Genomic DNA, 26335 nt, shown 5'->3' with positions numbered 1-26335 from the left:
ATCCACACCGTGCCTGGATGCCTTGTAGCGTCGGCCATGCCCGGCGGTGCCACACCCGGCCATTCAGCCAACACCGCTATACTGCCCCCTCATTCCTCCAAGAGGCTCGCGACCAATGCGCCATTGATGCCGCCGTCTTCCCGCTAGACGGCCTGACTCTTCCCGCCCCTGCGCGCAGGGGAGAACCCGGCATCCATGGAGGTCGCATGACCACACATTCCCTCACGCTCGATCGCGTGTCGTATCGGCTGGCCGACGGCCGCCCGCTGTTTTCCGATCTCTCGTTTTCCTTCGATCCGGTCGCCACCGGCCTGGTGGGTGCCAATGGCTCCGGCAAGAGCGTGCTCGCACGCCTGCTGGCCGGTCGGCTGCAGCCAGAGAACGGGCAGGTACGCGGCAGCGGCCGCGTGTTCCTGTTGCCGACGCCCGGCTATCCACCCGCCGGCACAGTCGGTGAACTGGCCGGCGTCGGCGCGGAACTGGCCGCGCTGCAACGCATCGAAGCCGGCAGCGTGGACGAGAACGACTTCGCCTGCGTCGGTGAACGTTGGGATCTGCGCGAGCGCCTGCAGCAGCAATGGCAAGCCCTACGGCTGCCCGACGATCTCGATCCCGCCCAACCCGCCGCGCGCCTCAGTGGCGGCCAGGCCATGCAGGTGGCGCTGTCCGGCGCCTGGGCCAGCGGCGCCGATTGGCTGATCCTGGACGAACCCAGCAATCACCTCGATGCACGCCATCGCCAGCAGCTGTACCAACAGCTGCAGCAATGGCGCGGTGGCCTGCTGGTGATCAGCCATGATCGCGAGCTGCTGGCGCAGATGCAGCAGATCGTCGAGCTCGACGCGCGCGGGCTGCATCGCTATGGCGGGCCGTGGCAGCACTATGCCGACGCGCGTGCTGCCGAACGCGAAGCCGCTGCTGCACAGCTCGACCATGCGCGCGCCCAGCACCGGCAGCAACAGCGCAGCGCGCGGGAACAGCACGAACGCCAGCAGCAACGCCAGGCACGCGGCAATCGCGATGCGAAGCAGGCCAACCAGGCGCCGATCCTGCTCGGCCGGCAGAAGCAGCGTGCCGAGGCCAGCCACGGCCGCGCGCAGCAGGTACAGGCCGAACGCCTGCAGGTCAGCGCAGACCAGCTGCGCGCTGCAGCCTCGGCGGTTCAGGCCGCGCCGGAACTGGCACTGTTTGCCGGTGACGGTGAACGCGGCAGCGCACGCCTGCTGCAGGCGGAGTCGCTGGTGCTGCCGCATGGCTGCAGTGCGCCGTTGCAACTGGAGATCCGCCGCGGCCAACGCATCACCGTGGTCGGTGACAACGGCAGTGGCAAGTCCACGCTGCTGCGCGTGCTGGCCGGGCAGCGGCCTGCACGCAGTGGCACCGTGCAACGCCATGCACCCCTGGCGCTGCTCGACCAGCAGCTGCTGGGATTGTCCGGCGAACGCAGCATTCTCGACACCGTGCAGGCCGCCAACCCGGCGGCTGATGCGGGTGAACTGCGCACGCGGCTGGCCCTGCTCGGGCTGGACGCACAGCGTATCCAGCGTGCAGCCCATAGCCTCAGCGATGGCGAACGGGTGAAAGGCGCGCTGGCCAGCGTGCTGTATGCCGATCCCGCACCGCAGTTGCTGCTGCTGGACGAGCCCGGCAATGCGCTGGATCTGGGTGCCTTGCAGGCGCTGGAAGAACTGCTGGTGGCATGGCCGGGTGCCCTGGTGATGGTCAGCCACGACCAGCACCTGCTGCAGGCGTTACAGCCGACGCAGGTGTTGCAGGTCGGTGCCGATGGCTGGCAGTGGCGCGACGCCCTGTAGATCCACGCCATGCGTGGATCGATGCATGGCGGGTAGTGCCGGCCGCTGGCCGGCACACCCCGAACCCTCAACGCCCGCTCACCGCTTCCACACCGGGAACGCCTGCGGCAGCTGATGCCACAGCAGCGGGCCGGCACGCAGCTCCTGTTCGTTGAGCAGGCAGGCATCCAGCTCCGCGCGCACTGCACGCTCATCCATGTGCACGCCGATCACCACCAGCTCCTGGCGGCGGTCGCCCCACAGCGGGTGCCACAGCCGTTGCATCGCCGAATGCGCGGCCGCATCCGGGAATGCTTCCAGCCCCGGCAACGGCGCGCTCCAGCAGTCGGCCTGCTGCCGTGCCCACCCCAGGTCGCTGTAGGGCAGCGGCGTCGGCGGCAGCAACGGCGCGGTGTCTTCCAGCCCGGCGCGCACGCGATCGCGCGCGGCGTACCAGAATCCCGCCGCCTGCGTCCGCGTCGCGGCACCCACAGTGTTCAGCTCGCCCACCCAGTCCATGCGGTTGGCCAGCCAGAACCAGCCCTTGCTGCGGATCACACCCGGCATGCCCGACTGCAGCGCGCGGGCGAAGCGCGCAGGATGGAACGGACGCCGCGAGCGATAGACGAAACTGGCGATGCCGTACTCCTCGGTTTCGGGCGTGTGTTCGCCACGCAGTTCCTTCACCCAACCCGGCGCACGTTGCGCACGCTCGTAATCGAAGCGGCCGGTGTCCAGCAGCTCGGCCAGGGGAACATCGCCGAAGCTGGACAGCAGCAGCTTCGCGTCGCGGTTCAAGCCACGCAGCACGGCCAGCGTGTCCTGCAGCACTTCGTCATCCACCTGGTCGACCTTGCTGACCACGATCACGTCGGCGAACTCGACCTGCTCGCACAGCAGGTCGACCACGCCGCGATCGTCATCCGGTCCGGCCTGCTGGCCACGCTCGGCCAGGCGCAACGTCGAGCCGAAGTCGGCGAGGAACGCGCTGCCATCCACCACCGTCACCATCGTGTCCAGGCGCGCGATGTCACTCAGGCTGAAGCCGTGCTCGTCGCGTACCGCGAAGGTGGCCGCCACCGGCATCGGTTCACCGATGCCCGTCGACTCGATCAGCAGGTAGTCATAACGACCAGCGTCGGCCAGGCGCCGCACTTCCTGCAGCAGGTCATCGCGCAGCGTGCAGCAGATGCAGCCATTGCTGAATTCCACCAGCGTCTCTTCGGTGCGGCGCAGTTCGGCGCCACCCTCGCGCACCAGCTGCGCATCGATGTTGACCTCGCTCATGTCGTTGACGATGACCGCCACACGCAGGCCCTCGCGGTTGCGCAGGATCTGGTTGAGCAGAGTGGTCTTGCCGGCCCCGAGGAAGCCGGACAGCACGGTGACCGGAAGGCGACGGTCGGCGCGGGAAACAGTGTTCATGTCGGAGCGGGTTGGCTGCGGAACGGAAATGTTACTGTATAACAATTGTTGTGCAAGGAACCTCCCCCGATGAAGTCGCCTTCTGCCGCCCTGCTCGATGCCGGCGCGGTCGCCCTGTCCAGCCTGTGCCTGCTGCACTGCCTGGCGCTGCCCCTGCTTGCCGCCGCGCTGCCACTGTTTGGCACCTGGGCCGAAGCGGAATGGGTGCACCTGCTGTTCGTGGCCATCGCCCTGCCGCTGACCGGCTACGCGCTGTGGCGGGCCGAGCGCCGTCACCCGCTGCCGGTGCTGGCCTGGGCCACCGCCGGCGCCGGGCTCGGCCTGCTGCTGGCCGGTGCGTTGGCGCTGCCCTCGCACGACTGGGAGACACCGATGACGGTCACCGGCAGCCTGCTGCTGGCCGCCACGCACATCTGGAACGCGCGGCACCGGCACGGGTAGTGCCGGCCGCTGGCCGGCAACTCCATGAATTTCACACACTAATCTGCGGTTGCCGGCCAGCGGCCGGCACTACCTGCTATTTGCCGTAGCGGCGCAGCAGCTCGACCAGCACCTCTGCCTCGGCCGCCCGCTGCTGCGGGTCTTCGGCGCCGACCACGTGTTCCTGCAGGTGCTCGTGCAGCAGCTCCATCAGCAGGCTGTGGGCGGCACCGCGCACGGCGGCAACCTGCACCAGCACGTCCGCACAGTCGCCGGCCTCGCCCTCCGGCCTGTCCAGCGCCTGCTCCAACGCCGCCACCTGCCCGCCGATGCGGCGCACACGGGACAGCAACTGCTTTCGATGCTTGTGTACATGAGCCATGGTCGGATCATATACCCTATAGGGGTATCCACTCCACCCTCTGACCCCCATGCATCTGGACGCCCTCGCCGCCGCCCGTCGCCACGAACACCGTTTCGACGACGGCAACCCGCTGGCCGAACGCAACACCCGCCGCGCCCTGTGGCTCACCGTCTGCATGATGCTGGTGGAGATCGTCGGCGGATGGTGGTTCAACTCCATGGCCGTGCTCGCCGACGGCTGGCACATGAGTTCGCATGCGCTGGCGCTGGGCCTCTCGGTGTTCGCCTACCGCTGTGCGCGCCGCTACGCGCACGACCCGCGCTTCGCCTTCGGCACCTGGAAGATCGAGATCCTGGCCGGCTATACCAGCGCCATCGCCCTGCTTGGCGTCGCCGCGCTGATGGCCGTGCAGTCACTGCAGCGGCTGTGGGTACCGGCGCCGATCCACTACAACGAAGCCATCGCCATCGCTGCGGTCGGGCTGGGCGTGAACCTGCTGTGCGCCTGGTGGCTGCACGACAGCCCCGGACACGCGCATCATCATCACAGTCATGCCCATGGCCATGACCACGGGCATGGCCACGATCACCACGACCACAGCCACGCACACGGCCACGACCTCAACCTGCGCTCGGCCTATGTGCACGTGCTGGCCGACGCCGCCACCTCAGTGTTGGCCATCGTCGCCCTGCTCGGCGGCAAGCTGCTCGGCCTGACCTGGCTGGACCCGGTGATGGGCCTGGTCGGCGCCGTGCTGGTGACGGTGTGGGCGATTGGCCTGCTGCGCGACAGCGGTCGCATCCTGCTCGACGCGCAGATGGACGCGCCGGTGGTGGCTGAAGTACGTGAAGTGATCGAACAGGGCCCGTGGCCGGCACGCCTGGCCGACCTGCACGTCTGGCAGGTCGGCCGCGGCAAGTACGCGGTCAGCGCCAGCGTGGTCACCAGCGACGCCAGCCTCGATGCCGATACCGTGCGCAACGCGCTGGCCATCCACGAAGAGCTGGTACATGTCACCGTGGAGATCCACCGCAGCGCATGACCCGCGTCGGGTAGTGCCGGCCGCTGGCCGGCAACTGCAGGTTGCGTGCGGCGTTCATGGGGTTGCCGGCCAGCGGCCGGCACTACCCGCTAGAGCTTCAACATCATCCGCAGCAGGTACATCAGCAGCGGCAGCGCACTCAGCACCGCACCACCAATACCGATCCACGGCCAGCGCTCACCGCGCACGCGCGAGGCCACCGCCAGGCCGCAGCCCACCAGCGCCGCGCCCAGCACGCCCACGCCCAGCCCAGCGGCCATGCCATTGCCGCCTGCAGCCACAGCCGCGTGCGCCGCCACGGTGCCTGCACCCCACCCCACAGCGATCCCCAGCCAACTGGCCACGCCGCACCACGGTGCCTTGCCCTGCGCCATCCGAAAACCCCTGTGTCCTTGCCGAATTTCTGTACGGGCCGCGGCCGCGTGCTGCCTACACTAGCCGCACCTGCCCTGTAGGGACATCCCATGCGCACGCTTCGCCTGCTGCTGCCCGGTGCCCTCCTGCTGCTCACTGCCTGCGGCGACGATGCGCGGCTTCCCTTCTCCGCCGACCCATTGCAGGGCTGCTTCGCCACCGGCGCGCGCAAGCCCGCCGACTTCCGCATCGACAAGGAAGGCGGCCAGTACTTCGTTTCCTTCAGCCGCGGCGAGCAGTGGCAGCGCGAACCCAATGCCCTGCACAAGGCCACCCGCAGCGAGATCAGCCGCTACTTCCGCGACGACGCCGAGCAGATCGACAGTGCGCTGATCCGCATGGCCGGCGGCTTCGGCATCTTCCACTTCAACAAGGGCGCGACGCTGAAGGGCAAGGCCAGCGACAGCGATTACATGGCGTTGATGCTGATCGGGGCCGGGCCGGTGTATGCGGTGAAGTGCGATTAGCGACACAGACTTTTGAGAAATGTTTGAAATCCAAAGAACTGCGTGATGCAACCCAAAGCACCATTGGGCAAGTAGCGAAGATGGAGCCTCACCCAGATTTGAGAGGCCCAAGTGAAATTGCAGCTAGCCATCATCATGTTCATCGCCTCTGCATCCGTGCAGGCAGGAGACAGAAATCCAGCTGTCGGACAAACCGCAGACAAAGCGAAGACCCCGGAAAAAATAGTTCGCAGCGCAGAATGGCCCGACTTCATTGGGGGGACGATCAGTGTGGAGCAGTCCCTCACCCGCAACTCGAAGGGACAATATGTATATCGCTACGACGATCAAACGGAAGCGACGAAGCAGTATCACGAGGCCTCCTGCGCAGATCTTGGAATGAACCCTGCCAAGGGCGAGTCCATCACAGTGGGGCCAGGAAGCGCCGCGTGGCATTGCTCAAGCATCGATTTGAACAGTGCTAGCGACGCAAAGAGTACTGACTATGTAATCGCCTATGCACCAAATGGACAGGTGTCAGCTGGCCAGAACTTCGTTTCCTACGGAACCGTAAGATTCAACAGCTCAGTCAGCGGGAACATCCAGGGTAGCGCGCAAATAGACAACGGAAGGTGTCGGACCTTCTATAGCGAGTATTATCCGCCAAACACTGTGGGAAATCACACTGCAAGAGTCCTCTGCTTTGCTCATTCCCCACAGACGATGAATACGCTGATGGAAGGTTGTGTACCGCGCGCCTGCGCCAGTGATCGTGGCTCCATCAGAGCCAACTGATACCAGAACCTTTTGACCTAGCAGTGAGGGTGACCAAGCCACCCTCGCTGCTTAGGTACATGACCCGATTCCCGATGATCGCTACCATCGTTCAATCCCTGATTTTCGTATCAAGCTCATGCATCCCAGGCCAACTGAGCGCGGACTACAGCCTCCAAGGGACGCCTGTGGTCATCCGCAGCACATTGGCCCCTGACAGTCCTGGAAACATGATATGCATCCAGCAACTTCTGATCAGAAATGAAGAGGGAGTACTGACCTATCATTACGATCTTCAACCCTCAGCGGCACGCGACTTCCACAGAGAATTCTGTGCCGCCATGGGCATGACGCCCTCATTGGGAACTGCATCTCTACCAACTCCCTCCACCGGTTGGGTCTGCACTACGGAATCTCAGTATCCTGGCGAAGGTCCTGCGGTACCATGCCCTCCCCCGAACCGCCCCGGTACCCGCCGTGCCCCATTACACCGGCCCCCTGCTGACCCGCGACAGCGCCGACACCCTGCGCCGTGCCCATGACAAGGGCGCCGCCGACTGGCAGGGCTCGCTCGACCTCGGCCGCAGCCAGGACAGCGTGGCGCTGGGTGCGGACGGCTTCCACTTCCGTGGCCAGCCCTACCCCTGGCCGGGCAAGCTGAAGGACCGCACGCTGTACTACTGGGATGGCGAAGAGTTCGCGCCGATCTCGCGCTACAGCGGTTCGCTGATCAAGCTGGTGCCGACCGAATGGGGCGCACCGACCTTCGAGATCGACGGCATCAAGATGCTGCCGACCTCGAAGCTGTCGCCGTTCGAGGATGCGCGCCGCAAGGTCGAGCTGGTCGCTCCCGCCGGCAAGGTCATCCTCGATACCTGTGGTGGCCTGGGCTACTTCGCCGCCTGCGCGCTGGAAGCCGGTGTCGGCCAGATCCGCTCGTTCGAGAAGAACGCCGATGTGATGTGGCTGCGCACGCTCAACCCGTGGTCGCCGGATCCGGACTCGGCTGTCGCCGGCGGCCGCCTGCAGTTCAGCCACGGCGACGTCTCGCAGCAGATCGAACAGGTGGCCAGCAACAGTGTCGACGCGATCCTGCACGACCCGCCGCGCTTCGGCATCGCCGGCGAGCTGTACTCACAGGTGTTCTACGACCACCTCGCCCGCGTCATCCGCAAGGGCGGCCGTCTGTTCCACTACACCGGTGCGCCGAACAAGCTGACCAGCGGCCGCGACGTACCGCGTGAAGTGGCCAAGCGCCTGGAGAAGGCCGGTTTCAAGGCCGAGCTGGCGCTGGACGGCGTGCTGGCCGTCAAGCGCTGAGCGTCACTCCGAATCGACCTTGGCCAGTTTCATCACCCACGCCGGCACCTCGGGTTCGCCGGCGTAGAAGTCCTTCGGCTTTTTCTCCGCCATCGCCCAACGGTGCAGCCAGCTCGGGCCGTAGCGGCCGTTGTAACCTTCGGCGCCCCGCGCATACGCCGGGTCTCGCATCGCTTCGTCCAGCGAAATGAAGCGATAGCCTCGGCGCCTGGTAGCCGCCACCAGTTCGGCGAACGTCGCCGCATTGAGCTCGTTGGCGTGCATCAACCACACCTGCGGCAGCGCGTAACCCAGCAACGCCTGTGACTGCTTCTCGTAGTAGTCCAGCTTGTTCAGCATGTACGGCACGTAGCCCTTGCGCAGCTGCGCCAGCGTCGCCGCGCGCGTGGGCGAGTCCGCCTGCTCGTTCATCACGTTGGCATAGGCGAACGCCCACACCCACTCACCGTTGTCCACCGTCACCGGTGCCACGCGGTAGCCATGCTGCTTGAAGAACGCATCCATCTGCACGCGCTCATCCGCGGTGCGCCCGGCACGCAGGTAGGGATGGCGCATCCACTGCGGCGCCTGCCCCTTCTCGGCCAGCAGCGGCCGCAGCACCGTCTCGCCGCGCAGGAAGTCCTGCTGGAACGCCGCCACGCCCTTCGCATTCAGATCCATGTGCGAGTACGTGTGGTTGCCCAGCACATAGCCAGCATCGCGCCAGTCCCGCAGCATCTGCACCCGCGCCGGCTGCACCTGCCCGTCCACCTCAAGCTTGTTCTCGTTGACGAAGCCGACCACCGGCACGCCCGCCTGATGCAGCTGGGCCATCAACGCCTCATGCCGTGCCTGCAGGTCCGGCGGTACGATCTCGTCCAGCCGTGCCCATGGCAGATCGTCGATGGTCACCGCGATACGGCGATCCACCTCGGCGGCGTGCACCGCCAGCGACAACAGCAACAACGGCAACGCACGCAGCAACAAGCGCATCGGGTCTTCCCTGGAGTGGCGAGGGATCGACTGTAGCGCGATTGCCGCGCGCCGCCGAGCGTGTGCTCAGCCGGCGATGTACTGCGGCGGCACGTGCGTGGTCAGCCACACGCCATTGGCCGAACGGTGGAACACATGGCCGTCGGCATGCATGCGCCCGGCATCCACGCTGAGGATGACCGGCGCACCGCGGCGTGCGCCCACCTGCTGCGCGGTCTGGCGATCCAGCGACAGGTGCACGTGCTGGCGCTCGCCAGGCCGCAGGCCCTGCTCACGGATGGCACCGACGAAGCGGGCCACCGTGCCGTGGTACAACCATGCCGGCGGCTGCAGCGCCTCCAGGCCCAGATCCACCTGGATCGAATGCCCCTGGCTGGCGCGGATGCGCAGACCGTCGTCGCTCAGCGCGAAGCGCTGCTTGTCATTGGTCTCGACCACCGCCTGCAGGGTGTGCCGGTCCAGCGCCACGCCATGATCGGCCATCCGCTGCAGCAGATCATCGACATCGGCCCAGCCCTGCGCATCCAGCTGCAGGCCGATCTTCTCCGGTTCGTGGCGCAACACCAGGCTCATGAACTTGCTGGCGTGCTTGTGTGAAGTATCCGTACTCATCGGCATAGGCTGCCGCAGATCACTGCCGGATGCCAGTCAGGCCACTTACGATCGTGCCGTCCGGGCCCGCGCGATCCCCCGCCACAGCGCGATGCCGCCCACCATCGTCGCCAGCAGCAGGACCGCCAGCACCATCGCCAGATCATCCGGATTGCGCAGCAGCGTCGCGTTCTCGCGCGCCAGAATGTGGAACACCACGTGCTGCGCCTGCACCAGCGGGGTATCGCCCTCCGCCACCAGGTCCATCAGGCATGCCGTGGGTGACAGTCGCGCCACGCTGCTCCACGCGTTCTCGTACAGGTGCAGCGTCCACCCGGCCAAGCCCAATGCGCCCCCGTGCAGCAGCATCAGCGCCAGGTTCGCCGTGCGCAGCCGATCGCGCAGCCACAGCGCTCGGCTCGCACACACCGCCATCGCCCCCAGCAGCGCCAGCACGATGCCTGCCACCGGAATCCAACTCAGGGGTTGCCAGTCATCCAATGCGCCGGCACGTGCCATCACCTGTTCGGCCATCTGCAACCGTGCCTGCTCATCCGGGCCACCGCAGGCCGCGTTGATCGGCTCCAGCAGCAGGTCGACCCGGTAATGGAAGAAGCCCGCTGCCAACGCGACGGACAGCAGCGCGACCAGTTGCAGCATCAGCAGGATCGGGCCCTGCCCGCAGATGCGGCGGATTCGGGACGTGGCAGGGCTCATCGGTTCATCCATGACAGCAAAGAGCCATCCTAACCAAGCGTTTCAGGCCTGTCGGCTGGCGGATGCGACACGCACCACGCAGCACCGTTACGATGGCAAGGTTGATTGAATCCGTGTGTGCCAAGCAGGGTGTTCCCGATGGTGATGCTGTACCTGGTCGTACGAACGCTGCTGCCACTGCTGGCGTTCGTGCTCGCGTGGTGGTTGCTCTCGCGCCTGATCAATGCACGTGTCGCGCGGATGCCTCGCGTCCCGCTGAACCTGCCGGAGCACAGCAGCAGCCCCCGCAAGAAAGATCGACGCATCTATGCGCGCAAGCTGCGCCGCAAGCCGGGCCTGCGCACGGCAACCCGCGCCGCCACCGCGCCCCGCAGCTGGCACTTCGCTGCAGCTGTCCTCTCGCTGATGGTGCTGATCGCCACCGTGCTGGTCATCCCCGATGGCGCACGCTTCCAGGTGATGGTGGGCAACCTCGTCGGCTACCCCGGTGCCCTCATCGAAGTGCCGGTTCCCGTGGCGGCACAGCCCGTCGTGCTGCAGGCATGGCAACCCGCGCTCGCACAGCTGGGGCGGCCCACGGCGATGCGCTACCCGATCGGTCGCACCGGCGGCGAGCATGAAGCCCATGCGGTCGTGCCCGTGCAGGTGCGGCAGCAGGGCGACCGCCTGCAGGTGGCCATCGCGCTGCCGGTAGACAGCGAAATGCTGCGTGCGGACCTGGCACGGCTGGCAGGATTTCCGATCGAGGCGATCAACGTGCAGCAGCGCGACGTAGCGCCATGGCGGGAGTCGGGCTGGCAGCCATTGCCCGGTCCGTAGAGCCGAGCCATGCCCGACTCAATGAAAATCACGACCCTCGCGGCAGCTTCGCCGCCCACATACTTCGGCGTTAGATCCACGCCATGCGTGGATGAACGCATGGCGAAACCGTGCAATGCGGAGTCCACGCTCAGCTCAGGACAAATCACGCCCACGCGGCAGCTTCGCCGCCCACATGTTGTCGACCAGGTTCGGATACCGCCGCCCGTTCTCCTCCGCCCGCTGCCGCGCCGCAGCCTTCTGTGCATCCGACAGCGGCTGCGGCGCCTGCCCCCTGGGCTTGGGCTTCTTCCACGGTGGTGTCTTCGGCTCGCGCATCGTCACAGCTTATCGCTTCAGGAAGTTCAGCAGCGCCAGATTGAAGTGATCGGCGTGGCTGGTGTTGCAGCCATGCGGTGCACCTTCCAGCATCACCACCTCGCTGCCCGCAATCGCCGCATGGGTACGCTGGCCGGAGCCCTTGAACGGTACGATGGCATCGCTGTCGCCGTGCAGGATCAGCGTCGGCACCGTGACCTTTTTCAGGTCATCCCGGAAATCAGTGGTGGCAAACGCGTGCATGCAGCCCAGTGCCGCCGCCTGGTCGGATTGATGGCACAGCGCGATCGCCGCCTGCCGCGTCTCTTCGGTCACCATCAACTGGCCGTTGGCGCTGAAGAAGTCGCGGGTGAAGCCGTCGAAGAACGCCTCGCGGTCCTTCTCCAATCCGCTGCGCATTTCATCGGCCTTGTCCTGGGTCAGCGGACCTTCCGGGTTGTCGCCACCACGCAGCAGGAACGGCGGCACCGCCGCAGCGAACACCACGCTGTGCAGGCGATCCTGGCCGTGGTTGGCCACGTAGCGCGCCACCTCGCCGCCGCCCATCGAGAAACCAACCAGCGTGACGTCGCGCAGATCACGTTCCTCGATCAACCCCGCCAGGTCCGCCGCCAGCGTGTCGTAGTCATAGCCCTCGGTCGGCTTGTCGGAGCGGCCGAAACCACGCCGGTCGTAGCTGATCACCCGGTGCTGGGCATCGCGCAGGATCGACACCTGTGGCTTCCAGGCATCGGCGGACAGCGGCCAACCGTGGATCAGGATCACCGGGCGGCCGTCGCCACCACTGTCTTCAATATGCAGGCGGATGCGGGAAGCAGGCATGGGAGCTCCTGTGGAAGGGGAGGATTGCAGGCTAGCGGCCAGGCCCTATGGCAGCCGTGAGGGAATCGCGCCCGCCCGTGACATCGCCTGCACACGCCTCCGCACGCCTCCGCACGGCGCCGCGCCGGCATTCCCGGCCTTCGCACCGCGCCTTCCCGGTTTCGTCGCAGCGCCGTACCGCCGTGGTCACCGACATGCCAGCCTGCGCGCATCACTCCCGGGAGTTTCGCCATGTTGCTGCTCACCCTGCCCCTGCTGGCCGCCGGCCTCGCTGCCGCACCGTCGCCCGCCAATGACCTGCGCGAACAGATCCGCCAGGCCGATACCCAGCTCTTTGCTGTGGCCTTCGAGGCCTGCGATGCCGACAGGGCCGCCGCGATGACCACCGAAGACATGGAGTTCTTCCATGACAAGGACGGCAAGTCGGCCAGCAACCGCGAGGACTTCCGCCGTAGCGTGGCCAACATGTGCGACAACGCGCGCAAGGGCGGCTGGCACCTGCGCCGCGAACTGGTGGAGTCCTCGCTGCAGGTGTTCCCGCTGCACGATGAGCGGGCGCTGGAAATCGGCGACCACCGCTTCCACGAGCGCGGCAAGGACGGCGTGGAGCACTGGGTGGGCCAGGCCCGCTTCATCCAGATCTGGCGCCGCGTGGACGGGCGCTGGCTGGCCGAACGGGTGATCAGCTACGACCATCACGCAGCGGACTGACCCATCGGGCGTGCTTCACGGGCCGGATCTATACTGGCGGGGTCCACCACGACCCACCGCAACCGTTCGATCGCCATGGCAGAGATCACCCCCAACCATCCCGAGTACGGCCTCAATCAGCAGATCCGCCAAGGCGTGGCCGCACTGGACGCCCAGCACGGCCGTCCGTTCGACCAGACCAGCGAGCGCCTGACCGCCAGCCTGACCGTGCTCGCCCGCGAGCAGGGCCTGCAGCAGGTCGACCATGTGCTGATCAGCAATGCGACGGCCCAGCACCCGGCCGGGCACAACGTCTTCGTGGTGCAGGGCGACCCCGCCAACCCCGCGCACCTGCGCGCGATGATGCCGACCGCGGTGGCGGTACAGACGCCGGTGGAGCAGTCGATGCAGAAGTTGGGGCTGGTTGTACAGCCGGCGGTGCACGCCGAGCAGCAGACGCTGGATGCACAGGCGCAGGACCCGCAGCAGAATCCCGTGCATCGCCTGGGGTGAAGAATGCCGCCAGGCGTCGATGCCATCGACGCCTGTGGAAAACCCTGTATCAGCCCATTCGCGGCTGAGCGTGCTGCGTCTGCTGCTGCAGCTGATCGTCCTGCGCGACGCGGCTGGCCTCGCGGCCCTGATGCTGCACGCTGGCGAGCTGGTACACCTCTTCAACCGTGCCCTGCTGGGTATCGGCCAGCGAAAGGCGCTGGCGGTTCGCCGCCGGATCCGGTGATGCAGTCTCGCCCGTGCGCTGCAGAAAGACATAGCCCGGCGAATCCGCTGCACCGCCACTACTGAAGGCCACCTGCAAGGTATCGCGTTCGGTGTAGCCCCCCTGCACCGCCAAGCGTGTCAGGTGGCCCGCCAGCAGTTCGGGCTGCTGTCCCGGCGGCAGCCCCTGCCGATCGGCGGCCTCCCCCAGCGCCGCACGCACGCGCTGATCCAGCGGATGCAACGCGTCACCCGGCACACGCGCGTCGTTGGCCAACCGCTCACCACTGCGCTCACCCATGTCGTCGTTCTCGCTCAGCAGGTGCTGCTTCCACGTGCGATCGGGCATCGGGTTGGTTTTCGTACGGTTGAGCTCGCTGTCGGGGAACGGCGGATCGATGCTTTCAACGCCGTGGATGTTACGCAGCGGACGATAAGCGTCCTTGCCTTCGCCTTTCATGCCCAGGGGAATGCGCACATCCGGAAGAAGCTGCGCGGCAGGACCGACCAGCCCGTTCACGTCGATACTTCTTTTCCGTTCGATGCCGGCGTGGTTCAGTGCTTCCCAGGTGAAGTCCACGCAGTTGTGGCGAACATCCTGATAGTGCTTGCTGAAGCCGAATTTCTCCGGGTCCGAGCCGAACTGCTGGAGCTTCTTGTACTGGTCTTCACTGATCTCGAGCGTACGCGTATAGCGCGGGTCCTTATAGACCGTTGCGTCATCCTCCATGATGGTGCCAGGACCATTCATGCTTCCGTGCTCCTTGGGAGCAAACCCATAGCTCTTCGCAGGCACGCCGGGGGCATGCAGGACGTAGAACATATGGCCGGGGGCGGACGTCTGCGGAATGCCCTCCGCGTCGACGGCCTGCTTGTGCGTCCTGGGGTCGATCAGCGGTGTGCCAGGTGCAGCGATAACGATCTCTACGGTATAGCGTGGCTTGTCCATAAGGTGGCTCCTTCGTTCCTTCCAGTGGTGAAGTGGATTACTTGCCTGGCGGCCGGGCTGCGTGTACCCGCAACTGAGCCGCGTAATGCTGCAGTTCCGGCGTGGCCTGTACGGTGCGAACCTGTACGCGATAGCGCGTATCACGCTCCAATGGCAGAGCAACCAGGCTCAGCGTGTACTGGCCGTCACTGCCCATGTGCGGCGACGTATACCGCCATTCGCTGGATGCGTGCCATTCCGGAAGCGGCTCACCTGCATTGAGCACCCCGGCTTGATAGCTGTCGTAGGTGGGAACATCCTTCCAGGCATCAGCGCCCCATTGCTGCAGGGTCACCTCGAACGGGACCCTCAGTGTGCCCACGTCAGGCTCGTCCGGCCTACGCGTCGCTTGGCGCTGCAACTCCAGTTCCAGCGCATACGTGCGCCCCGGCTGGAAGTTGCGGGTATTCGTCTCGAACTCGAACCGCACCGCTTGGCCGGACTCGGCCACGTTGATCGGCTTGACCAGATCCAGCGGCTCCGGCGCATCCGGTACGCGGCTGCTGCAGGCGCCGAGTGTGCCCGCCAGCGTGAAGATCAGGCCGGCGCGCAGCCAGCGGTGGATACCCAGCATGATTCAGATCCTTTGGCTCCCTGCCATGAGCTTCAACCCTAGCGGGCGGCCTCAGGCACTGCAACCAGGCAAAGAAAAAGGCAGGGTCTGCACCCTGCCTTCTTCACGCGGCAAACCGCCGGGCGGGGCCCGGCGTCAGCGCCTTACAGCTGGATGCGCGCCACGCTCTCGTCAGCGCCCTTGTCATCCTTCTCGCCGTTCTTGATGCTCACGAACAGCACGTTGTTCTTCGCATCCAGCGCCAGGCTGTTCGGGTGGGTCGGCACCGTGTAGGTGGCCACCTTCTGGTAGCTGTCACTGTTGTACGCCGTCACCGTACCGGCTTCGCGGTTGGTCACATACAGGCGCTTGCGCGGTGCATCCAGCAGGATGCCCAGCGGGCCGGCGTCGGTCGGGATGCTGGCCAGTTCCTTGCCGGTGCTGCGGTCGAGCACCAGCACGCGCTGGCCCGGATGCTTGCTGACCAGGCCGCTGCTCTTGGCCTGGTAGCCACGCAGGAATTCCGAGCCCTGGTCGGTCACGAACAGGCGCATGCCGGCCGGGTCCAGCGCGATGTTCATCGGCTGCTCGGCGGCGATCTTGTGCTGCGCCACCACCTCGTTCGAATCGGTACCCACCACCACCAGGTCGGCCAGCAGATTGCTGGTGTAGACGCGCTTGTTGGCCGCATCCAGCGCCAGGCCCGGTGCCTTGGCATTGCCCAGGCCGTCGATGGTGTTGATCACCTTCAGCGTGGTGGTATCAATCACGAACAGCACGCTGCTCACGTCCGGCTGGCTGCTGTGGCCGGTCACGTACAGGCGGTTGGCGGCGCTGTCGACCACCAGCTCGCGCAGGTCGTGGGTGTAGGCGGCCTTGCCGTCCTTGCCGGTCTTCTTCTCCATCAGCTGGATGGTGCCGACCGCCTTGTTCTGCGCGGTGTCGACCACCGTCACCGACAGGTCCACGGTGTTGCCCACGTACAGGCGGTTGTGGGCGTCATCCAGCACCACGCCGAACGCCTTGCGCTCCAGCGGGATGCGGGTTTCCACGGTCAGCGTGGTCGGGTTCAGGCGCAGCACCTGGGCCGGGCCGGCGTCATCGCCGAAACCGCCGGAGGAGGCCACGAACACGGCGTTCTGCTTCGGGCTGTAGGCCAGCTCGTACAGGCCCTTGGCCACGGCCTGGCGCTGCACGGTGGTGCTGGCGCTGGCGGCAGGTGCGTTGTCGGCGAACGCCGAAGGCACGCCGAGGCTGAGCGACACAGCGAGGGCCAGGGCGGCCGAACGGAAGAGAGGATTACGGAACATGCGAGCGTCCTTGAATGGGCACGGGAAGGTGTCCTGGCTCGCTGGGCCGTACTGCGACGGCCCGACCTGCATCTGTCTGCGCGGGTGGGCTGGCTGGGGTTGCCGGGGAATGGTAGCAGGTGGGGGGCGTGGCGTGCGTCTGCCCGCGTATGGCAGACGCGCGGATTACTGCTCCTTCAACCGCAGCGAATCAGCCACATCGGTCTTGGCCGCCACCTCGGTGGCGATGCTGGCGCGGCGGTGCCCCGGATCGTTGCGGTCGCCCTGCACGATGAAGATGCTCTCGGCCGCATGGCTGTTTTTGGTCGGCTGGCTGAGCAGCACGTGGTCCACGCGCGAGAGATTGTTCTGCTTGGCCAGCACCAGCAGGCTGGCACTGATGCGCTGGCTGGCCGCATCGAACGGGCGGCCATGCGCTGCATCCAGCTCCGCCACTTTCTGGATCAGCTGCGAGAACAGGCGATGGTCGGGATGCGAAGGGTCCAGCAGCGTACCGGCCACTTCAATCGGCGTCGGCGGCGGCTCATCGCTGGCACGGTCGCCCTGGCGATGGTGTTCGGCCTCGCGCTCGGGCATCGCATGGTGGGTTTCGGCATTCAGATCGCTGCCCGGGAACGGCGCGGCAATGCACTGGATTTCCGGCAGGTTGAACAGCACCGCGAACTCGCCCAGGTTGCTGCCGCCGTCCAGCGGCGCCGGCAGCGGATGCAGCCCGGCGTAATGCAGCGCCGCCCAGACGAAATCGCTGCAACGGTTGATGGTGGCCGGGCGATCCACATCGAATTCGAACTCGGCCGGTTCCTCGGCGAAATCACGCAGGCAGCCGTAGTGCTCCTCGGTGATTTCCAGGGTGCGGCTGTAGTACGGCTGCAGATGCTCGTCGGCATCGTCGTGGCGCACCTGCGCGTACTGCACGCCGGTGCGGGTCTCGCCCGGCGCCTGGCGCGGTGGTGCGAAGCCGTAGCTGCGGGCCTCGTCGCCCGCCGCCACCTGCAGGTACATATGGCCGCGCGGCGAGATGCCCCCACTTTTCAGCGGGGTGCCGGGGGCGGCTAGATAAAGCGTTGCTGTGTAGCGTGTTGCCTGCTCCATGCCTGTTCAGCCTTGATGGGTGCTGCGGTCCTGGGCGGATGATGGCATAGGTGGGATGGGAGGCAGGTGGAGGAATAGAGGAGGCCGATCGCGGCTTGCTGAATATGTGAGCCAGCGTGCAGTAATGGCCCCTACTCGTGAGCGAGGCCCCGGCACCGACTGGAGCTCGCCATTCCACCGTTCTATAGTCGTTTCGATCATGCAAGGGAATCGCCCATGAGCAGAGCACCGGCTTGCCGGCTTGCCTCCTTCACCCTGGTGGCCGTGCTGAGCACCACCGCCTGCGCGAAGGCCCCATCCACGGAAAAGGACCCGAACGGAACCCCCATGTCCGAAAGCGCAACCAGCCCACGTACGGTGGGCGGACAGACCTACACGACGCAGCCGGTGGAAGCTCGGCTTGGCCCGCACCGCTTCATATTCCCGGCCAACCTTTACTACAACCAGACGGGCCCCCTGGCCGATGGGGGCGTCATGCTCACCGTGTTCTGGCCTGATTTCGATGCAGCGCCTCCGGGAAATCGCCCGGTGCGCAGCACGCAGGACAGCCGACGGCAGGTGCTGGTCGAGCTTAGATACATCGATCGCGTTCCCATCCAGAACTATCTGGCACGTCGGTCCAGCAGTGAGGCCACCAGCGCGCCTGGATCACTGGAGCGAAGGGACCCGGTAGAGAACCTTGCGCTGCGCGTTGCACAACCCGAACGCTGGGGTCTGACGCCGTATGCGATCGACCCATCGTTGATGGCAGCCTATGCGAAGGATTCGGAGGCTGCGCTGGGCAGGCCTTACGTGCACAACCCGGCGATGGAACCAGACTGGTATGTCGCGCGCACCACGGATGGCCAACTTGCAACCTTCATCAGCTGCGACCCGGCAGACCGCATTCCTGACGGGCTCACGATTCAGGGCAAGACACTTGAACGCGCCGGCGAAGGCCAGATCGCAATGTGCCGCCATTCCATCGTGGACGTGGGCGACAGCATCGCCATCGAGATGAACTATGCACGCGTCATGCTGAGCGACTGGCAGCGCTTGGAAACCAGCGTGCGTGAACTTCTGAGCCGATATCGCGTTCAGCCGTAAACCGCATCTCAAGGATGAACCATGAGCGGACTTACCGATAAGGACATTCGTGTCCTGTCCTCCTACGCGAAGGAGGGAAATCGCGAGCTGTATTGGAACTATCTCGCGCAGCTTCCCGACAATGATGGCTACGGACTGCTGGCGTTGGGTGTTGTGCGCAACGACAGCCTCCCCGGCCGGGTGGCCAACAGCTTTGCAACCGCCGTTGCCGAGCAACAGGCCACGCTGTTCGGCAACGAGAAGAACGTAGCGTTCACCGAGCGCAGGCAAGAAACCTTCGGCCAGGATCTGATCAGGAATGACCTGGCGGAACGCAGAAGCTGGGTGGAGGCCGGCAGGCCCGATCTGGCACTCAACCTGCCCTACACGAGCACGCTCAAATCCCACGATGTTTCGTTCGAAAAGAACGACCTCAATGTGAACTGCTGGACGCCGCGCTTGCTGCTGGTGTCTACGGAGCATAAACGCGGCGAGCAGGCAGCCGAGAAAGTCTGGCAGAACATGCTGGACAACAGCGCTGCAGGCGCATTCCGTGCCGGCAAGACGGCGGTCAGCGTGCACCTGGATATGCCGCAGCCTGCCGGGCATTTCTACTTCGTTGAGCTGAGCAAGTTCGAGGGTGCGGCACTCCTGCAGCGCGACGCCGTCGATCCGAACGTGATTGGCACCAAGTTCGACTATCACAGCTACGACCCGAAGGACGGCAGCTGGAATCGCACGGTGGGCGTTCCCCCACTCGACAGAACAACCAAGGAGACCGATCCCGCCGAGATTTCCGCGTTGAACGAGACTCGCGAAGTTCGCCTGGAACGCGAGGCCAAGGCGAAGCAGTTTCATCCTGAAGATCCCTACAGAGAGATCGCCAAGAGTCCGCGCGTGGTGTCTACGCAGGAACCCGAGCCTCTCTTTACGGAAGGCCGCCGAATCGCGGCGATAGAGCCAGGCAGCCCGGACTACGCGCTCCATCAGCAGATTCGCCAGGGCGTCGCTGCACTGGACGAGAAGCACGGCCGCCCCTTCGACGCGACCAGTGAGAACCTCGCCGCCAGCCTGACAGTGAAGGCACGCGAGCAGGGTCTGGAACAGGTGGACCATGTGGTGCTGAGCAACGCCACGGCCAGTCAGCCGGCGGGTCACACCATCTTTGTTGTACAAGGCGACCTATCTGATCCCGCCCACCTGCGTGCAGGCATGCCCACTGCCGTGGCTGCACAAACGCCGGTGGCTGAGTCGCTGCAGCAACTGGCTGTGGTTGGCGATCAGCGCGAGCTCACCCGCCAGAATGAGCAGCAGGCGCTGGATGCACGTACTCAGGAGCAGCAGAGCCACGCCATGCGCATGGGCTGACTGTCCAGATTGAGGCGGCCTCTCTCGGGGCCAGAGATCGCAGTCCCTGAGACCTCCCCAGGTCATCCTCACCTGCTTCGGGAGGATGACCATGACCAAGATCGACCCTGCATGGCTGGAAGCCTTCGACAAGGAGCTTCTCCACCTGTTCGCCATCGACCATCGCGATGCCAGCATGGATGAGTACCTGCTGGGCTGCTATGCAGACCTGCCGCCACGCGAGGCGGCGCTGGCGTTCGGCAGCGACTACGACCTGCAGCGTGACGATGCGCTGTGGCCACGGCCGGGCGTACCTGAGTAATCCGCGCAGCAGTCCAGCGCGCCGGCATTCAAGGCAAGCGATGCCAGGGGATGGCCGCTATGCTGATAGTGCACCGGAATGGAAACCACGTATGCCCCGTTTAAACACCGCCCTGGCACTGAACCTTGCTCTGATGCTGTTGGGCGCTACACCTGCCATGGCCATGCCGGCAGACCCGCAGGTTTCCACCGAAGTGTTCGTAGAGCGCGGTGACAACCCTACCTTCAAGCTGCGGCAGGCACCTGCCCTTGTGTATTCAACGGCCGTCGCCACGCCGCCCGATACCTTCCTGCAGGCTCCCATGACGGTGCTGTTGATTGCTCAACTGGATGAGCTGGGCCACGTTTCCAACGTGATGGTGGCGCGGTCCAGCGGACTGCGGGAGCTTGATCGTGCTGCCATTACCGCAGTGGACCAATGGCGTTTTGATCCGGTCGTGGTTGAGGGCGTCGCGCTGCATGCGCGGGTGCGGGTCCGTCTGACCTTCGTGCCCACGGCCGAGGCGCCGCTCGGCTGAACCGCTGGTCCAATTTGTCGCTATTGGCCCTAGGCCATGGCCCTGGCTGCGGGTGCTCCTGCGCTTGGGGCCAATAGCGCCAAGCCCTTCAAGAACGTTGCGGCGCAATCGCTTGCCGGCTTAACACCGTGTGCGACAATGCCGAAAGCGTCAGGGCTGGCAATCATCAGTCCTGTGGTTTCTTGGCATTTGGTTGCTGCACGGGTATCTCTTGGCGTGCCACCGGAAAAGAGTGGCGCGGGGTTCGAAAGCCCGTTCAGTAGCCTTGTGTTTTGCGCTTGTCAGCCGGCGTCACCTTGCGTGGCGCCGGCTGGCAATCCGTTCGCGTTCCATGGCGGGCGGTGCGTGGGGGTCTTCGGACCCACCGGCTTGGTTACTGTCCGGCTTTCGAACCACGCACCGTCCGCCGCCTTTATCGGTGGCGTTGCTATCTGTCCTGTACGGAGCATTGCCATGAACACATCGGACTTCCGTTCCCTGCACGCGCAGTACGATCCGGACAACGCCGAAGCCGAGCGCGAACCTTCCGTCGATCCCAACGCCTTCGTCGCCACGCTGCGCCGTATCGGATCTGGTGCGGCTGCGGATGGCCAGCCTTGGCCGGAGCGGCATCAACTGCCTGGGCGGTGCCTTCAGCTGGCGGATGCGGATTGCGCGCTGGCGGGGCTACGTGTGGTGGCGGAGTTGATGCTGGCTGCGGAGCGGACTCGGCAGAACGGCGCGCCCGAGGAGTACCTGGGGGATCGGGTTATGGAAGGGTTGAAGATGGCTTGTGTGGCGTTGACTGCGCAGGCTATTGAGCGGCTGCAGGTTCGGGAGTAGAGCGCGCCTTGCTGCCCACATCGAATGCAATGCATGGATCGTATGCACGGTCCGAAGCATTCGCCGCTGTCTGAGCCTTTAGCCTCCAACACTGGCCTCACTATGCCGAGCCGAACTTTGCTTGCCCTGACGACGGCAGCGCTATCGGGATTGATCATTGTAGGGACGTACGCGCCGGCCACCGCAATGAGTCTTGAGAACTACCCAAGACTTACCGACTCGGAGTTTGCCCTGTTTCAGGCCGACGCCGAGAACTTTGCCGAAGCGTTGGCTTGCCAAGGCGTCACCATCGAAACGCATGATTCCAGTAGACGCTTCTTTGATATCAGCGTACGCGGCGATGCCGTTCTGTTCTCGGACAACTCTGGGCCGAGTCTTCTGATGGTCACTATGTCTACGGTCGCAAGCGATGCAATGAAGCTACAGCGCTGGAAAGATGGATGGGGCTCACCAGAGAGACGCAGGAGGAACCTGAGCGCACCTGAGAACAGCTGCCCTTGGTCTGCGTCCCAATAGCCCCCTATCTTCACCCTGTCGACGAAGCCAAACGCGTCAACCAATGACACAAGGAACCTGGTTCTGGCTAGAATCCTGGGCACTTAGCTTCTGGGACAGGGATCTAGGATGGAACTCCCATTCGAGGTTGGCGCGCTCTACAACCGTCAAAAGCAGATCCACGGTGTATTTGGCGGGCAACAGCAAGGCGGCATTTCGACACCCAAGGAGCATCCGCTAGTCATCGCATTCACTGGCGAGGCCGGCGTGTCTCACGGCTACCATGACTTTTGGGACGACGACGAGGTCTTTCATTACTTCGGCGAGGGTCAAGTCGGAGACATGAAGTATGTGGCGGGCAACCGAGCGATCGGCGAGCACGTCAAAGATGGCAAGACGCTCGTAGTGTTTCAGATGATGGGCAAGGGGCGGCCCTACCGATACCTTGGTAGGTTCATGTGCCAGTCCTCCTACGTTCAACCTGACACACCAGATCGAGAAGGGCAGCCTAGATCTGCGATCGTGTTCCGCTTGAGATCACTGGAAGCCTCACTGGGCCTCATGGCAGGTGAAAAGGATGAGGCTGAGATCAATACTGCGCTCGAGAGCATTGACTCGACCAGCACAATTCGTGAAACCGCAGTTAGGACGAAGCAACGTCTATTCCGCGAGCGCCTGATTGGCGTTGAGAAAGGTTGCCGCCTGACTGGCATTGAGGACCTGAGATTCTTGCGCGCGAGCCACATCAAGCCATGGGCAGATAGCACTCATAGCGAGCGCGTTGATGGCGAGAACGGTTTACTTCTCGCTCCGCACGCGGACCTACTTTTTGATGGGGGTTGGATTAGCTTCTCGAAAGAAGCAAACCTGATCGTCGCCCCGGACTTTCCTTTGAACGTCCAGAATTCTCTCAGGCTTGATATTACGCAAGGTCGCAATTGCGGCCCCTTTTCACAACGACAGCTAGAGTATCTTGAGTTTCATCGAGACACTGTATTCAGAAGATGCACTTACGAATACCCCATAGAAAATAAACGCGATTCTTGATCTCAGTCCTAATCGAACAACAAGAACTGCGCATCATTCTCCGACTCAGTCTCCAGCGACGAAAAATCATTCGCCTCCAAATCACGGCACGCCGCCTCATAACCAGATACGTAAACTCTGAGCATCTCGACCAAATTATCTCGATCAACACGCTCAATTTCTTTCAGCTTAATTTTCTTAAGTTCGCGCGGGGACGCGGCGCCTGATGCACTAAAGTCAAGAATCGTTACCTCTGCACACTCGAGATCTGGATCTTGCTCGACAATTTCATCGATGATTGTCGCAAATAGGCTGAGCCTGACACCCGAAAGGGGATTGCTTCGCCAAAAACTAAACCAGGGCATATGAAGAGCGCCACTCGCACCGTAGACGAATGGCGGAGAGAACGGGACATATAGGCCTCGCCCGAGAGGATAGTGCCGAGGTACGACCCTGTGGACGAATGACGGACGAATTCCTTCCATACCTTCACGAACCAGCGGAAGAATTTCTAAAAAGTTATTTCTGACACTCTCCCGCCCTACGCGAGACCTTATTGCGAATTCAATTTGCTCATATGGAATTTTGGCATGAACCAGGTCCTGAACTAACTCATACATCAATTGATAGCTAAAAGTCGGGCTATTTTTAGCCAATGCCACCAGTGTACTTCTAACTTTCTCGGGATCAGGATCCCAAGTGCGGGCAAGATGCTGCAGTGACGGTACTTTAGGAGCCTTCATTTTCGACATGGAATATCCCTCTAAAATGGCCGAGTCACCTGCATGAAGTACTCATGAATTCTTTCGTTAGGCATTCGCATCCCCGGATTAACTTCACCCTCGTAATTCCAAGAATCATGCCAGGGACCTGCCGGATCATGGCTCATTTCAACTAGCGTCCCAGGCCTCAGCGCCCCATAGAAACAAACGCAGGAGTCAATGAGATTATAGACTTCCAATTTCTGCACAGGCTCTACAACTTTTCTGGCACCAGTCTCAAGGTCAATTTGAGTACACCTGCCATCAATCGCCTTTCGCTCAAATCCTTTGAATTCCCTATATAGATTTTGAAGCACTGGTCCGTATTGCCACGCTTCAAATTCCTGCCTTATCAATGGCGACCCAAAAACTACCATATGCCATCCGTGGCAGAAGTACATGATCTTCTGTAGCGATAAATTAGTTATCTTTAATCCACGATTTTCTGCGCACTCCAGGACCGTATTGGCGACTGCCCTACTGTCGTACATAAATGACCCCTTCATTAGGCAACACCATCAGGAATGAAAGCGCTCTCCGCTTCATCAACCTTCTTCTTGAGCCTTTCATTAATTTTCGCTTCAAGCTCCCTGTAATTATCAAGAAGTTCAGGCGCTCTCTTTTCAGATTGCTCTTCACGAACAAACCTGGCCTTTCCAGCTGAATCCTTCCTCGAGTCCAAAGAAAAGAAAAGACTCGAGAATCGTGCAGGAGCGACTCCTTCAAAATGCAGGAAGGCGACTTTCCCAGTCGCTGAGGCTGCAGACGAGGAAGGTGCGTGACTGATCGCGTCATCATGCAGTTCACTGGCGAGACTTTTTCCGTAGGGCTCAATAAAGTACACAGCGCTAATACCCGCCGCGACGATATGACGGGCACAATTGTGGCAAGGGTAGGTCGTTGTGAAAAGCAGGCACCCTTGAATAGCGCTACCCCCTCTTCTTGCAGCCGAAATTATCGCGTCCATCTCAGCATGGACCGCGCGTGAGAACTCAATAAGATCCTTAAGCCGCGTTCCCGATCGAATCTCGCGCGCCAGCAAACTTGCCTGACTTTTCGCAACACCACGATTAATCAGAAGTTGTTCAATCTCATCTCTGAGGCGATCCTTGTGCTTATCATTAAAGCAAATTCCACCCTCTCGAAACACGCAACGCTGATCATTTCCGCTTTCGTCGTAAAGCCCACCGCCGGCCTTCGGAACGTCGTTGCAACCGGTTGAGATTAGAATTCCATCCGAATCCAGGATTGCTGCACCAACCTGTCTCGACAAACAGGCAGAGCGAAGCGATGCACTGTATGCAGAGTGCATTCCTCGCTCAAGAAGTGTTGGAGTTATACCTGGCGCTCCATGCAGAAGCTTAACAAATCGACGTATTGGCGCCTCGAGCTCTGGAGTATTGTCACTATCATTTCTGACAAAATAGTCAGCAAGTTTAAGTGTCTTTTCCAATTGCTGACCAGAACTTCCAGATTCAGCCCTATCCCGTTCAATGAGCTGTTCGGCATTAGCACCTCCCATCAAAGCGGATAGATAAGACTTCCTCTTTTCATATCCGGTTAGGATGCCAATTAGATAGAAGATATTTCCGTAAATTTCCCGAAGCAGTATCGCTTCACTAGGATTCTTTAGTTGATCGATTATGTAGGCAACTCTGCCCGGTTTGATATCCTGAACAGGCATTCCAGGATTCTTAGCCGTTCGATCCTGGGCAATCATGCTTACTGCAAGCTGCGCAGCCAAGTCTCCACCAACGCGACTCCTCAGCGAATTCCCTAAGTCCTGGAAAGCACTGATTCGTTCGTACTCATTCGCAAATGAACTAGGCGGCTCCGGCAAACCAAATCTTCTCGCCAGTTCCGCGAATTGGGCCGACACTTTTATGTCAACCACATCATATCCATGCAGTTCAAGTTGCTGCCTTAGCACGCGCTTTACGTGCTCTAGACCACAGCCAACCGGGCCGCTCAGCCCGATTATTAGTTCTTTGGAATGCCTGGAGCGAATCTCATCGCTCGCATCTTTAGAGAGCGCATTACTGGCTGCTGGGGCATTCTTGCCCACAGGTGCGATCGCGGCGTTCATCCTTACCCCCTGTTTGTCTAGGGAGTCTACCGCAGTCATTTACCAGTCAGGGAGGGTCGCGGCAAATTCGAGCAAACGGCGGGACGCATCATCACCTTCACTCAATGCGTGAACCCGTGCTCTATGTTCTGAAAAGCACAGAATTTTTGCGCTAACGCGTGTAGCGGCCTCGAAATCCAACTCCAGCTGTTGGAAATCTCCGTTAGCGGAAATCATGTCCTTATGTCGATGGCATTCGAAGATCTGAGTCTTCATTGCATCCTTCCTGCTGCCCCTATGTGGCGAGTGTAGGCAACTTCATTGATAA

At 63.0% G+C, this 26335-nt stretch carries 31 protein-coding genes; 15 read left to right on the top strand and 16 right to left on the bottom strand.

Annotated features, from left to right (window positions below; genetic code table 11):
* The first annotated feature begins 206 nt into the window (after positions 1–206).
* The gene (locus EGM71_RS02155) at positions 207–1814 is read left to right on the top strand and encodes an ATP-binding cassette domain-containing protein (RefSeq protein WP_188487497.1); all 1608 of its coding nucleotides are present in this window, start codon (positions 207–209) and stop codon (positions 1812–1814) included.
* 78 nt (positions 1815–1892) lie between these two features.
* On the opposite strand, the gene EGM71_RS02150 is transcribed toward EGM71_RS02155, so the two are convergent.
* The gene (locus tag EGM71_RS02150) at positions 1893–3218 is read right to left on the bottom strand and encodes a GTP-binding protein (protein WP_188487495.1); all 1326 of its coding nucleotides are present in this window, start codon (positions 3216–3218) and stop codon (positions 1893–1895) included.
* Positions 3219–3287: 69 nt separating this feature from the next.
* On the opposite strand from EGM71_RS02150, the gene EGM71_RS02145 reads away from it, so the two are divergent.
* On the top strand, positions 3288–3659 hold the full coding sequence (locus EGM71_RS02145; RefSeq protein WP_014645760.1) for a MerC domain-containing protein: 372 nt from the start codon (positions 3288–3290) through the stop codon (positions 3657–3659).
* A 76-nt stretch (positions 3660–3735) separates the two neighbouring features.
* Here the strand turns inward: EGM71_RS02145 and EGM71_RS02140 are convergent, their stop codons facing one another.
* Positions 3736–4020: a metal-sensing transcriptional repressor gene (locus tag EGM71_RS02140; RefSeq protein ID WP_188487494.1), complete on the bottom strand. Its 285-nt coding sequence runs from the start codon at positions 4018–4020 to the stop codon at positions 3736–3738.
* A gap of 49 nt (positions 4021–4069) precedes the next feature.
* Between EGM71_RS02140 and dmeF the strand changes: the two genes are divergently transcribed.
* Positions 4070–5044 carry a CDF family Co(II)/Ni(II) efflux transporter DmeF gene (gene dmeF / locus EGM71_RS02135; protein ID WP_188487492.1) on the top strand — a complete coding sequence of 325 codons (975 nt, stop codon included), beginning with the start codon at positions 4070–4072 and terminating at the stop codon, positions 5042–5044.
* An 89-nt stretch (positions 5045–5133) separates the two neighbouring features.
* On the opposite strand, the gene EGM71_RS20930 is transcribed toward dmeF, so the two are convergent.
* Positions 5134–5418: a hypothetical protein gene (locus EGM71_RS20930; RefSeq protein ID WP_188487483.1), complete on the bottom strand. Its 285-nt coding sequence runs from the start codon at positions 5416–5418 to the stop codon at positions 5134–5136.
* 90 nt (positions 5419–5508) lie between these two features.
* Here EGM71_RS20930 and EGM71_RS02125 point away from each other — a divergent pair, with 90 nt between their 5' ends.
* The 3 genes from EGM71_RS02125 to EGM71_RS02115 all read left to right on the top strand — a co-directional run bounded on the left by EGM71_RS02125 (position 5509) and on the right by EGM71_RS02115 (position 7998).
* A complete protein-coding gene (locus EGM71_RS02125) occupies positions 5509–5925 on the top strand; it encodes a hypothetical protein (protein WP_188487481.1) in 417 nt (138 codons plus the stop codon).
* 135 nt (positions 5926–6060) lie between these two features.
* Entirely contained in the window at positions 6061–6699 is a 639-nt protein-coding gene (locus tag EGM71_RS02120; RefSeq protein ID WP_188487479.1) for a hypothetical protein, read from the top strand.
* 456 nt (positions 6700–7155) lie between these two features.
* A complete protein-coding gene (locus EGM71_RS02115) occupies positions 7156–7998 on the top strand; it encodes a class I SAM-dependent methyltransferase (RefSeq protein WP_188487478.1) in 843 nt (280 codons plus the stop codon).
* Positions 7999–8001: 3 nt separating this feature from the next.
* Here EGM71_RS02115 and EGM71_RS02110 read toward each other — a convergent pair whose 3' ends face one another.
* The 3 genes from EGM71_RS02110 to EGM71_RS02100 all read right to left on the bottom strand — a co-directional run bounded on the left by EGM71_RS02110 (position 8002) and on the right by EGM71_RS02100 (position 10278).
* Positions 8002–8970, bottom strand: coding sequence for a polysaccharide deacetylase family protein (locus tag EGM71_RS02110; protein WP_188487476.1), 969 nt, complete (start codon positions 8968–8970; stop codon positions 8002–8004).
* A gap of 66 nt (positions 8971–9036) precedes the next feature.
* Entirely contained in the window at positions 9037–9582 is a 546-nt protein-coding gene (locus EGM71_RS02105; protein ID WP_188487474.1) for an RNA 2'-phosphotransferase, read from the bottom strand.
* Positions 9583–9627: 45 nt separating this feature from the next.
* Positions 9628–10278 carry a hypothetical protein gene (locus EGM71_RS02100; RefSeq protein ID WP_188487472.1) on the bottom strand — a complete coding sequence of 217 codons (651 nt, stop codon included), beginning with the start codon at positions 10276–10278 and terminating at the stop codon, positions 9628–9630.
* Positions 10279–10416: 138 nt separating this feature from the next.
* Between EGM71_RS02100 and EGM71_RS02095 the strand changes: the two genes are divergently transcribed.
* Positions 10417–11097, top strand: coding sequence for a hypothetical protein (locus EGM71_RS02095; RefSeq protein WP_188487470.1), 681 nt, complete (start codon positions 10417–10419; stop codon positions 11095–11097).
* A 135-nt stretch (positions 11098–11232) separates the two neighbouring features.
* On the opposite strand, the gene EGM71_RS02090 is transcribed toward EGM71_RS02095, so the two are convergent.
* Complete coding sequence (locus EGM71_RS02090; RefSeq protein ID WP_188487468.1) at positions 11233–11415, bottom strand: hypothetical protein; 183 nt, start codon at positions 11413–11415, stop codon at positions 11233–11235.
* 9 nt (positions 11416–11424) lie between these two features.
* A complete protein-coding gene (locus tag EGM71_RS02085) occupies positions 11425–12237 on the bottom strand; it encodes an alpha/beta fold hydrolase (RefSeq protein WP_188487466.1) in 813 nt (270 codons plus the stop codon).
* 231 nt (positions 12238–12468) lie between these two features.
* Here EGM71_RS02085 and EGM71_RS02080 point away from each other — a divergent pair, with 231 nt between their 5' ends.
* Together EGM71_RS02080 and EGM71_RS02075 are read left to right on the top strand one after the other, a co-directional pair.
* The gene (locus tag EGM71_RS02080) at positions 12469–12948 is read left to right on the top strand and encodes a nuclear transport factor 2 family protein (protein ID WP_188487465.1); all 480 of its coding nucleotides are present in this window, start codon (positions 12469–12471) and stop codon (positions 12946–12948) included.
* A 75-nt stretch (positions 12949–13023) separates the two neighbouring features.
* Positions 13024–13440 (top strand): XVIPCD domain-containing protein, encoded by a 417-nt coding sequence (locus EGM71_RS02075; RefSeq protein ID WP_188487463.1) that lies wholly within the window; start codon positions 13024–13026, stop codon positions 13438–13440.
* A gap of 49 nt (positions 13441–13489) precedes the next feature.
* Here EGM71_RS02075 and EGM71_RS02070 read toward each other — a convergent pair whose 3' ends face one another.
* The 4 genes from EGM71_RS02070 to EGM71_RS02055 form a co-directional block, all read right to left on the bottom strand.
* Complete coding sequence (locus tag EGM71_RS02070; protein WP_188487461.1) at positions 13490–14593, bottom strand: hypothetical protein; 1104 nt, start codon at positions 14591–14593, stop codon at positions 13490–13492.
* A gap of 37 nt (positions 14594–14630) precedes the next feature.
* Positions 14631–15206: a hypothetical protein gene (locus EGM71_RS02065; RefSeq protein WP_188487459.1), complete on the bottom strand. Its 576-nt coding sequence runs from the start codon at positions 15204–15206 to the stop codon at positions 14631–14633.
* Positions 15207–15349: 143 nt separating this feature from the next.
* Positions 15350–16495, bottom strand: a complete 1146-nt coding sequence (locus EGM71_RS02060; protein WP_188487458.1) for a YncE family protein — start codon at positions 16493–16495, stop codon at positions 15350–15352.
* Positions 16496–16660: 165 nt separating this feature from the next.
* A complete protein-coding gene (locus EGM71_RS02055) occupies positions 16661–17587 on the bottom strand; it encodes an XVIPCD domain-containing protein (RefSeq protein ID WP_188487456.1) in 927 nt (308 codons plus the stop codon).
* 216 nt (positions 17588–17803) lie between these two features.
* Between EGM71_RS02055 and EGM71_RS02050 the strand changes: the two genes are divergently transcribed.
* The 6 genes from EGM71_RS02050 (at position 17804) to EGM71_RS02025 (ending at position 23202) form a co-directional block, all read left to right on the top strand.
* Positions 17804–18673 carry a hypothetical protein gene (locus tag EGM71_RS02050; RefSeq protein ID WP_188487454.1) on the top strand — a complete coding sequence of 290 codons (870 nt, stop codon included), beginning with the start codon at positions 17804–17806 and terminating at the stop codon, positions 18671–18673.
* A 21-nt stretch (positions 18674–18694) separates the two neighbouring features.
* Positions 18695–20020, top strand: coding sequence for an XVIPCD domain-containing protein (locus EGM71_RS02045; protein WP_188487453.1), 1326 nt, complete (start codon positions 18695–18697; stop codon positions 20018–20020).
* A gap of 91 nt (positions 20021–20111) precedes the next feature.
* A complete protein-coding gene (locus tag EGM71_RS02040; RefSeq protein WP_188487451.1) occupies positions 20112–20321 on the top strand; it encodes a hypothetical protein in 210 nt (69 codons plus the stop codon).
* 91 nt (positions 20322–20412) lie between these two features.
* The gene (locus EGM71_RS02035; protein ID WP_188487449.1) at positions 20413–20838 is read left to right on the top strand and encodes an energy transducer TonB; all 426 of its coding nucleotides are present in this window, start codon (positions 20413–20415) and stop codon (positions 20836–20838) included.
* 453 nt (positions 20839–21291) lie between these two features.
* Positions 21292–21660, top strand: a complete 369-nt coding sequence (locus tag EGM71_RS02030; RefSeq protein WP_188487447.1) for a hypothetical protein — start codon at positions 21292–21294, stop codon at positions 21658–21660.
* Positions 21661–22284: 624 nt separating this feature from the next.
* Positions 22285–23202, top strand: coding sequence for an HNH endonuclease (locus EGM71_RS02025; protein ID WP_188487445.1), 918 nt, complete (start codon positions 22285–22287; stop codon positions 23200–23202).
* Between the two features lie 8 nt (positions 23203–23210).
* Here EGM71_RS02025 and EGM71_RS02020 read toward each other — a convergent pair whose 3' ends face one another.
* From EGM71_RS02020 to EGM71_RS02005, 4 genes are all read right to left on the bottom strand, one after another.
* On the bottom strand, positions 23211–23933 hold the full coding sequence (locus EGM71_RS02020; RefSeq protein WP_164090153.1) for a hypothetical protein: 723 nt from the start codon (positions 23931–23933) through the stop codon (positions 23211–23213).
* An 11-nt stretch (positions 23934–23944) separates the two neighbouring features.
* Positions 23945–24319, bottom strand: a complete 375-nt coding sequence (locus tag EGM71_RS20975; RefSeq protein WP_430544080.1) for a Panacea domain-containing protein — start codon at positions 24317–24319, stop codon at positions 23945–23947.
* A gap of 128 nt (positions 24320–24447) precedes the next feature.
* Entirely contained in the window at positions 24448–26028 is a 1581-nt protein-coding gene (locus tag EGM71_RS02010; RefSeq protein ID WP_164090151.1) for an anti-phage dCTP deaminase, read from the bottom strand.
* A 39-nt stretch (positions 26029–26067) separates the two neighbouring features.
* The gene (locus EGM71_RS02005; protein ID WP_161770659.1) at positions 26068–26283 is read right to left on the bottom strand and encodes a hypothetical protein; all 216 of its coding nucleotides are present in this window, start codon (positions 26281–26283) and stop codon (positions 26068–26070) included.
* Positions 26284–26335: the final 52 nt, after the last annotated feature.

This window comes from Stenotrophomonas maltophilia, from assembly GCF_006970445.1.
Taxonomy (GTDB): Bacteria; Pseudomonadota; Gammaproteobacteria; order Xanthomonadales; family Xanthomonadaceae; genus Stenotrophomonas; species Stenotrophomonas maltophilia_AU.
This window is presented reverse-complemented; position numbering and strand designations above follow the sequence as displayed.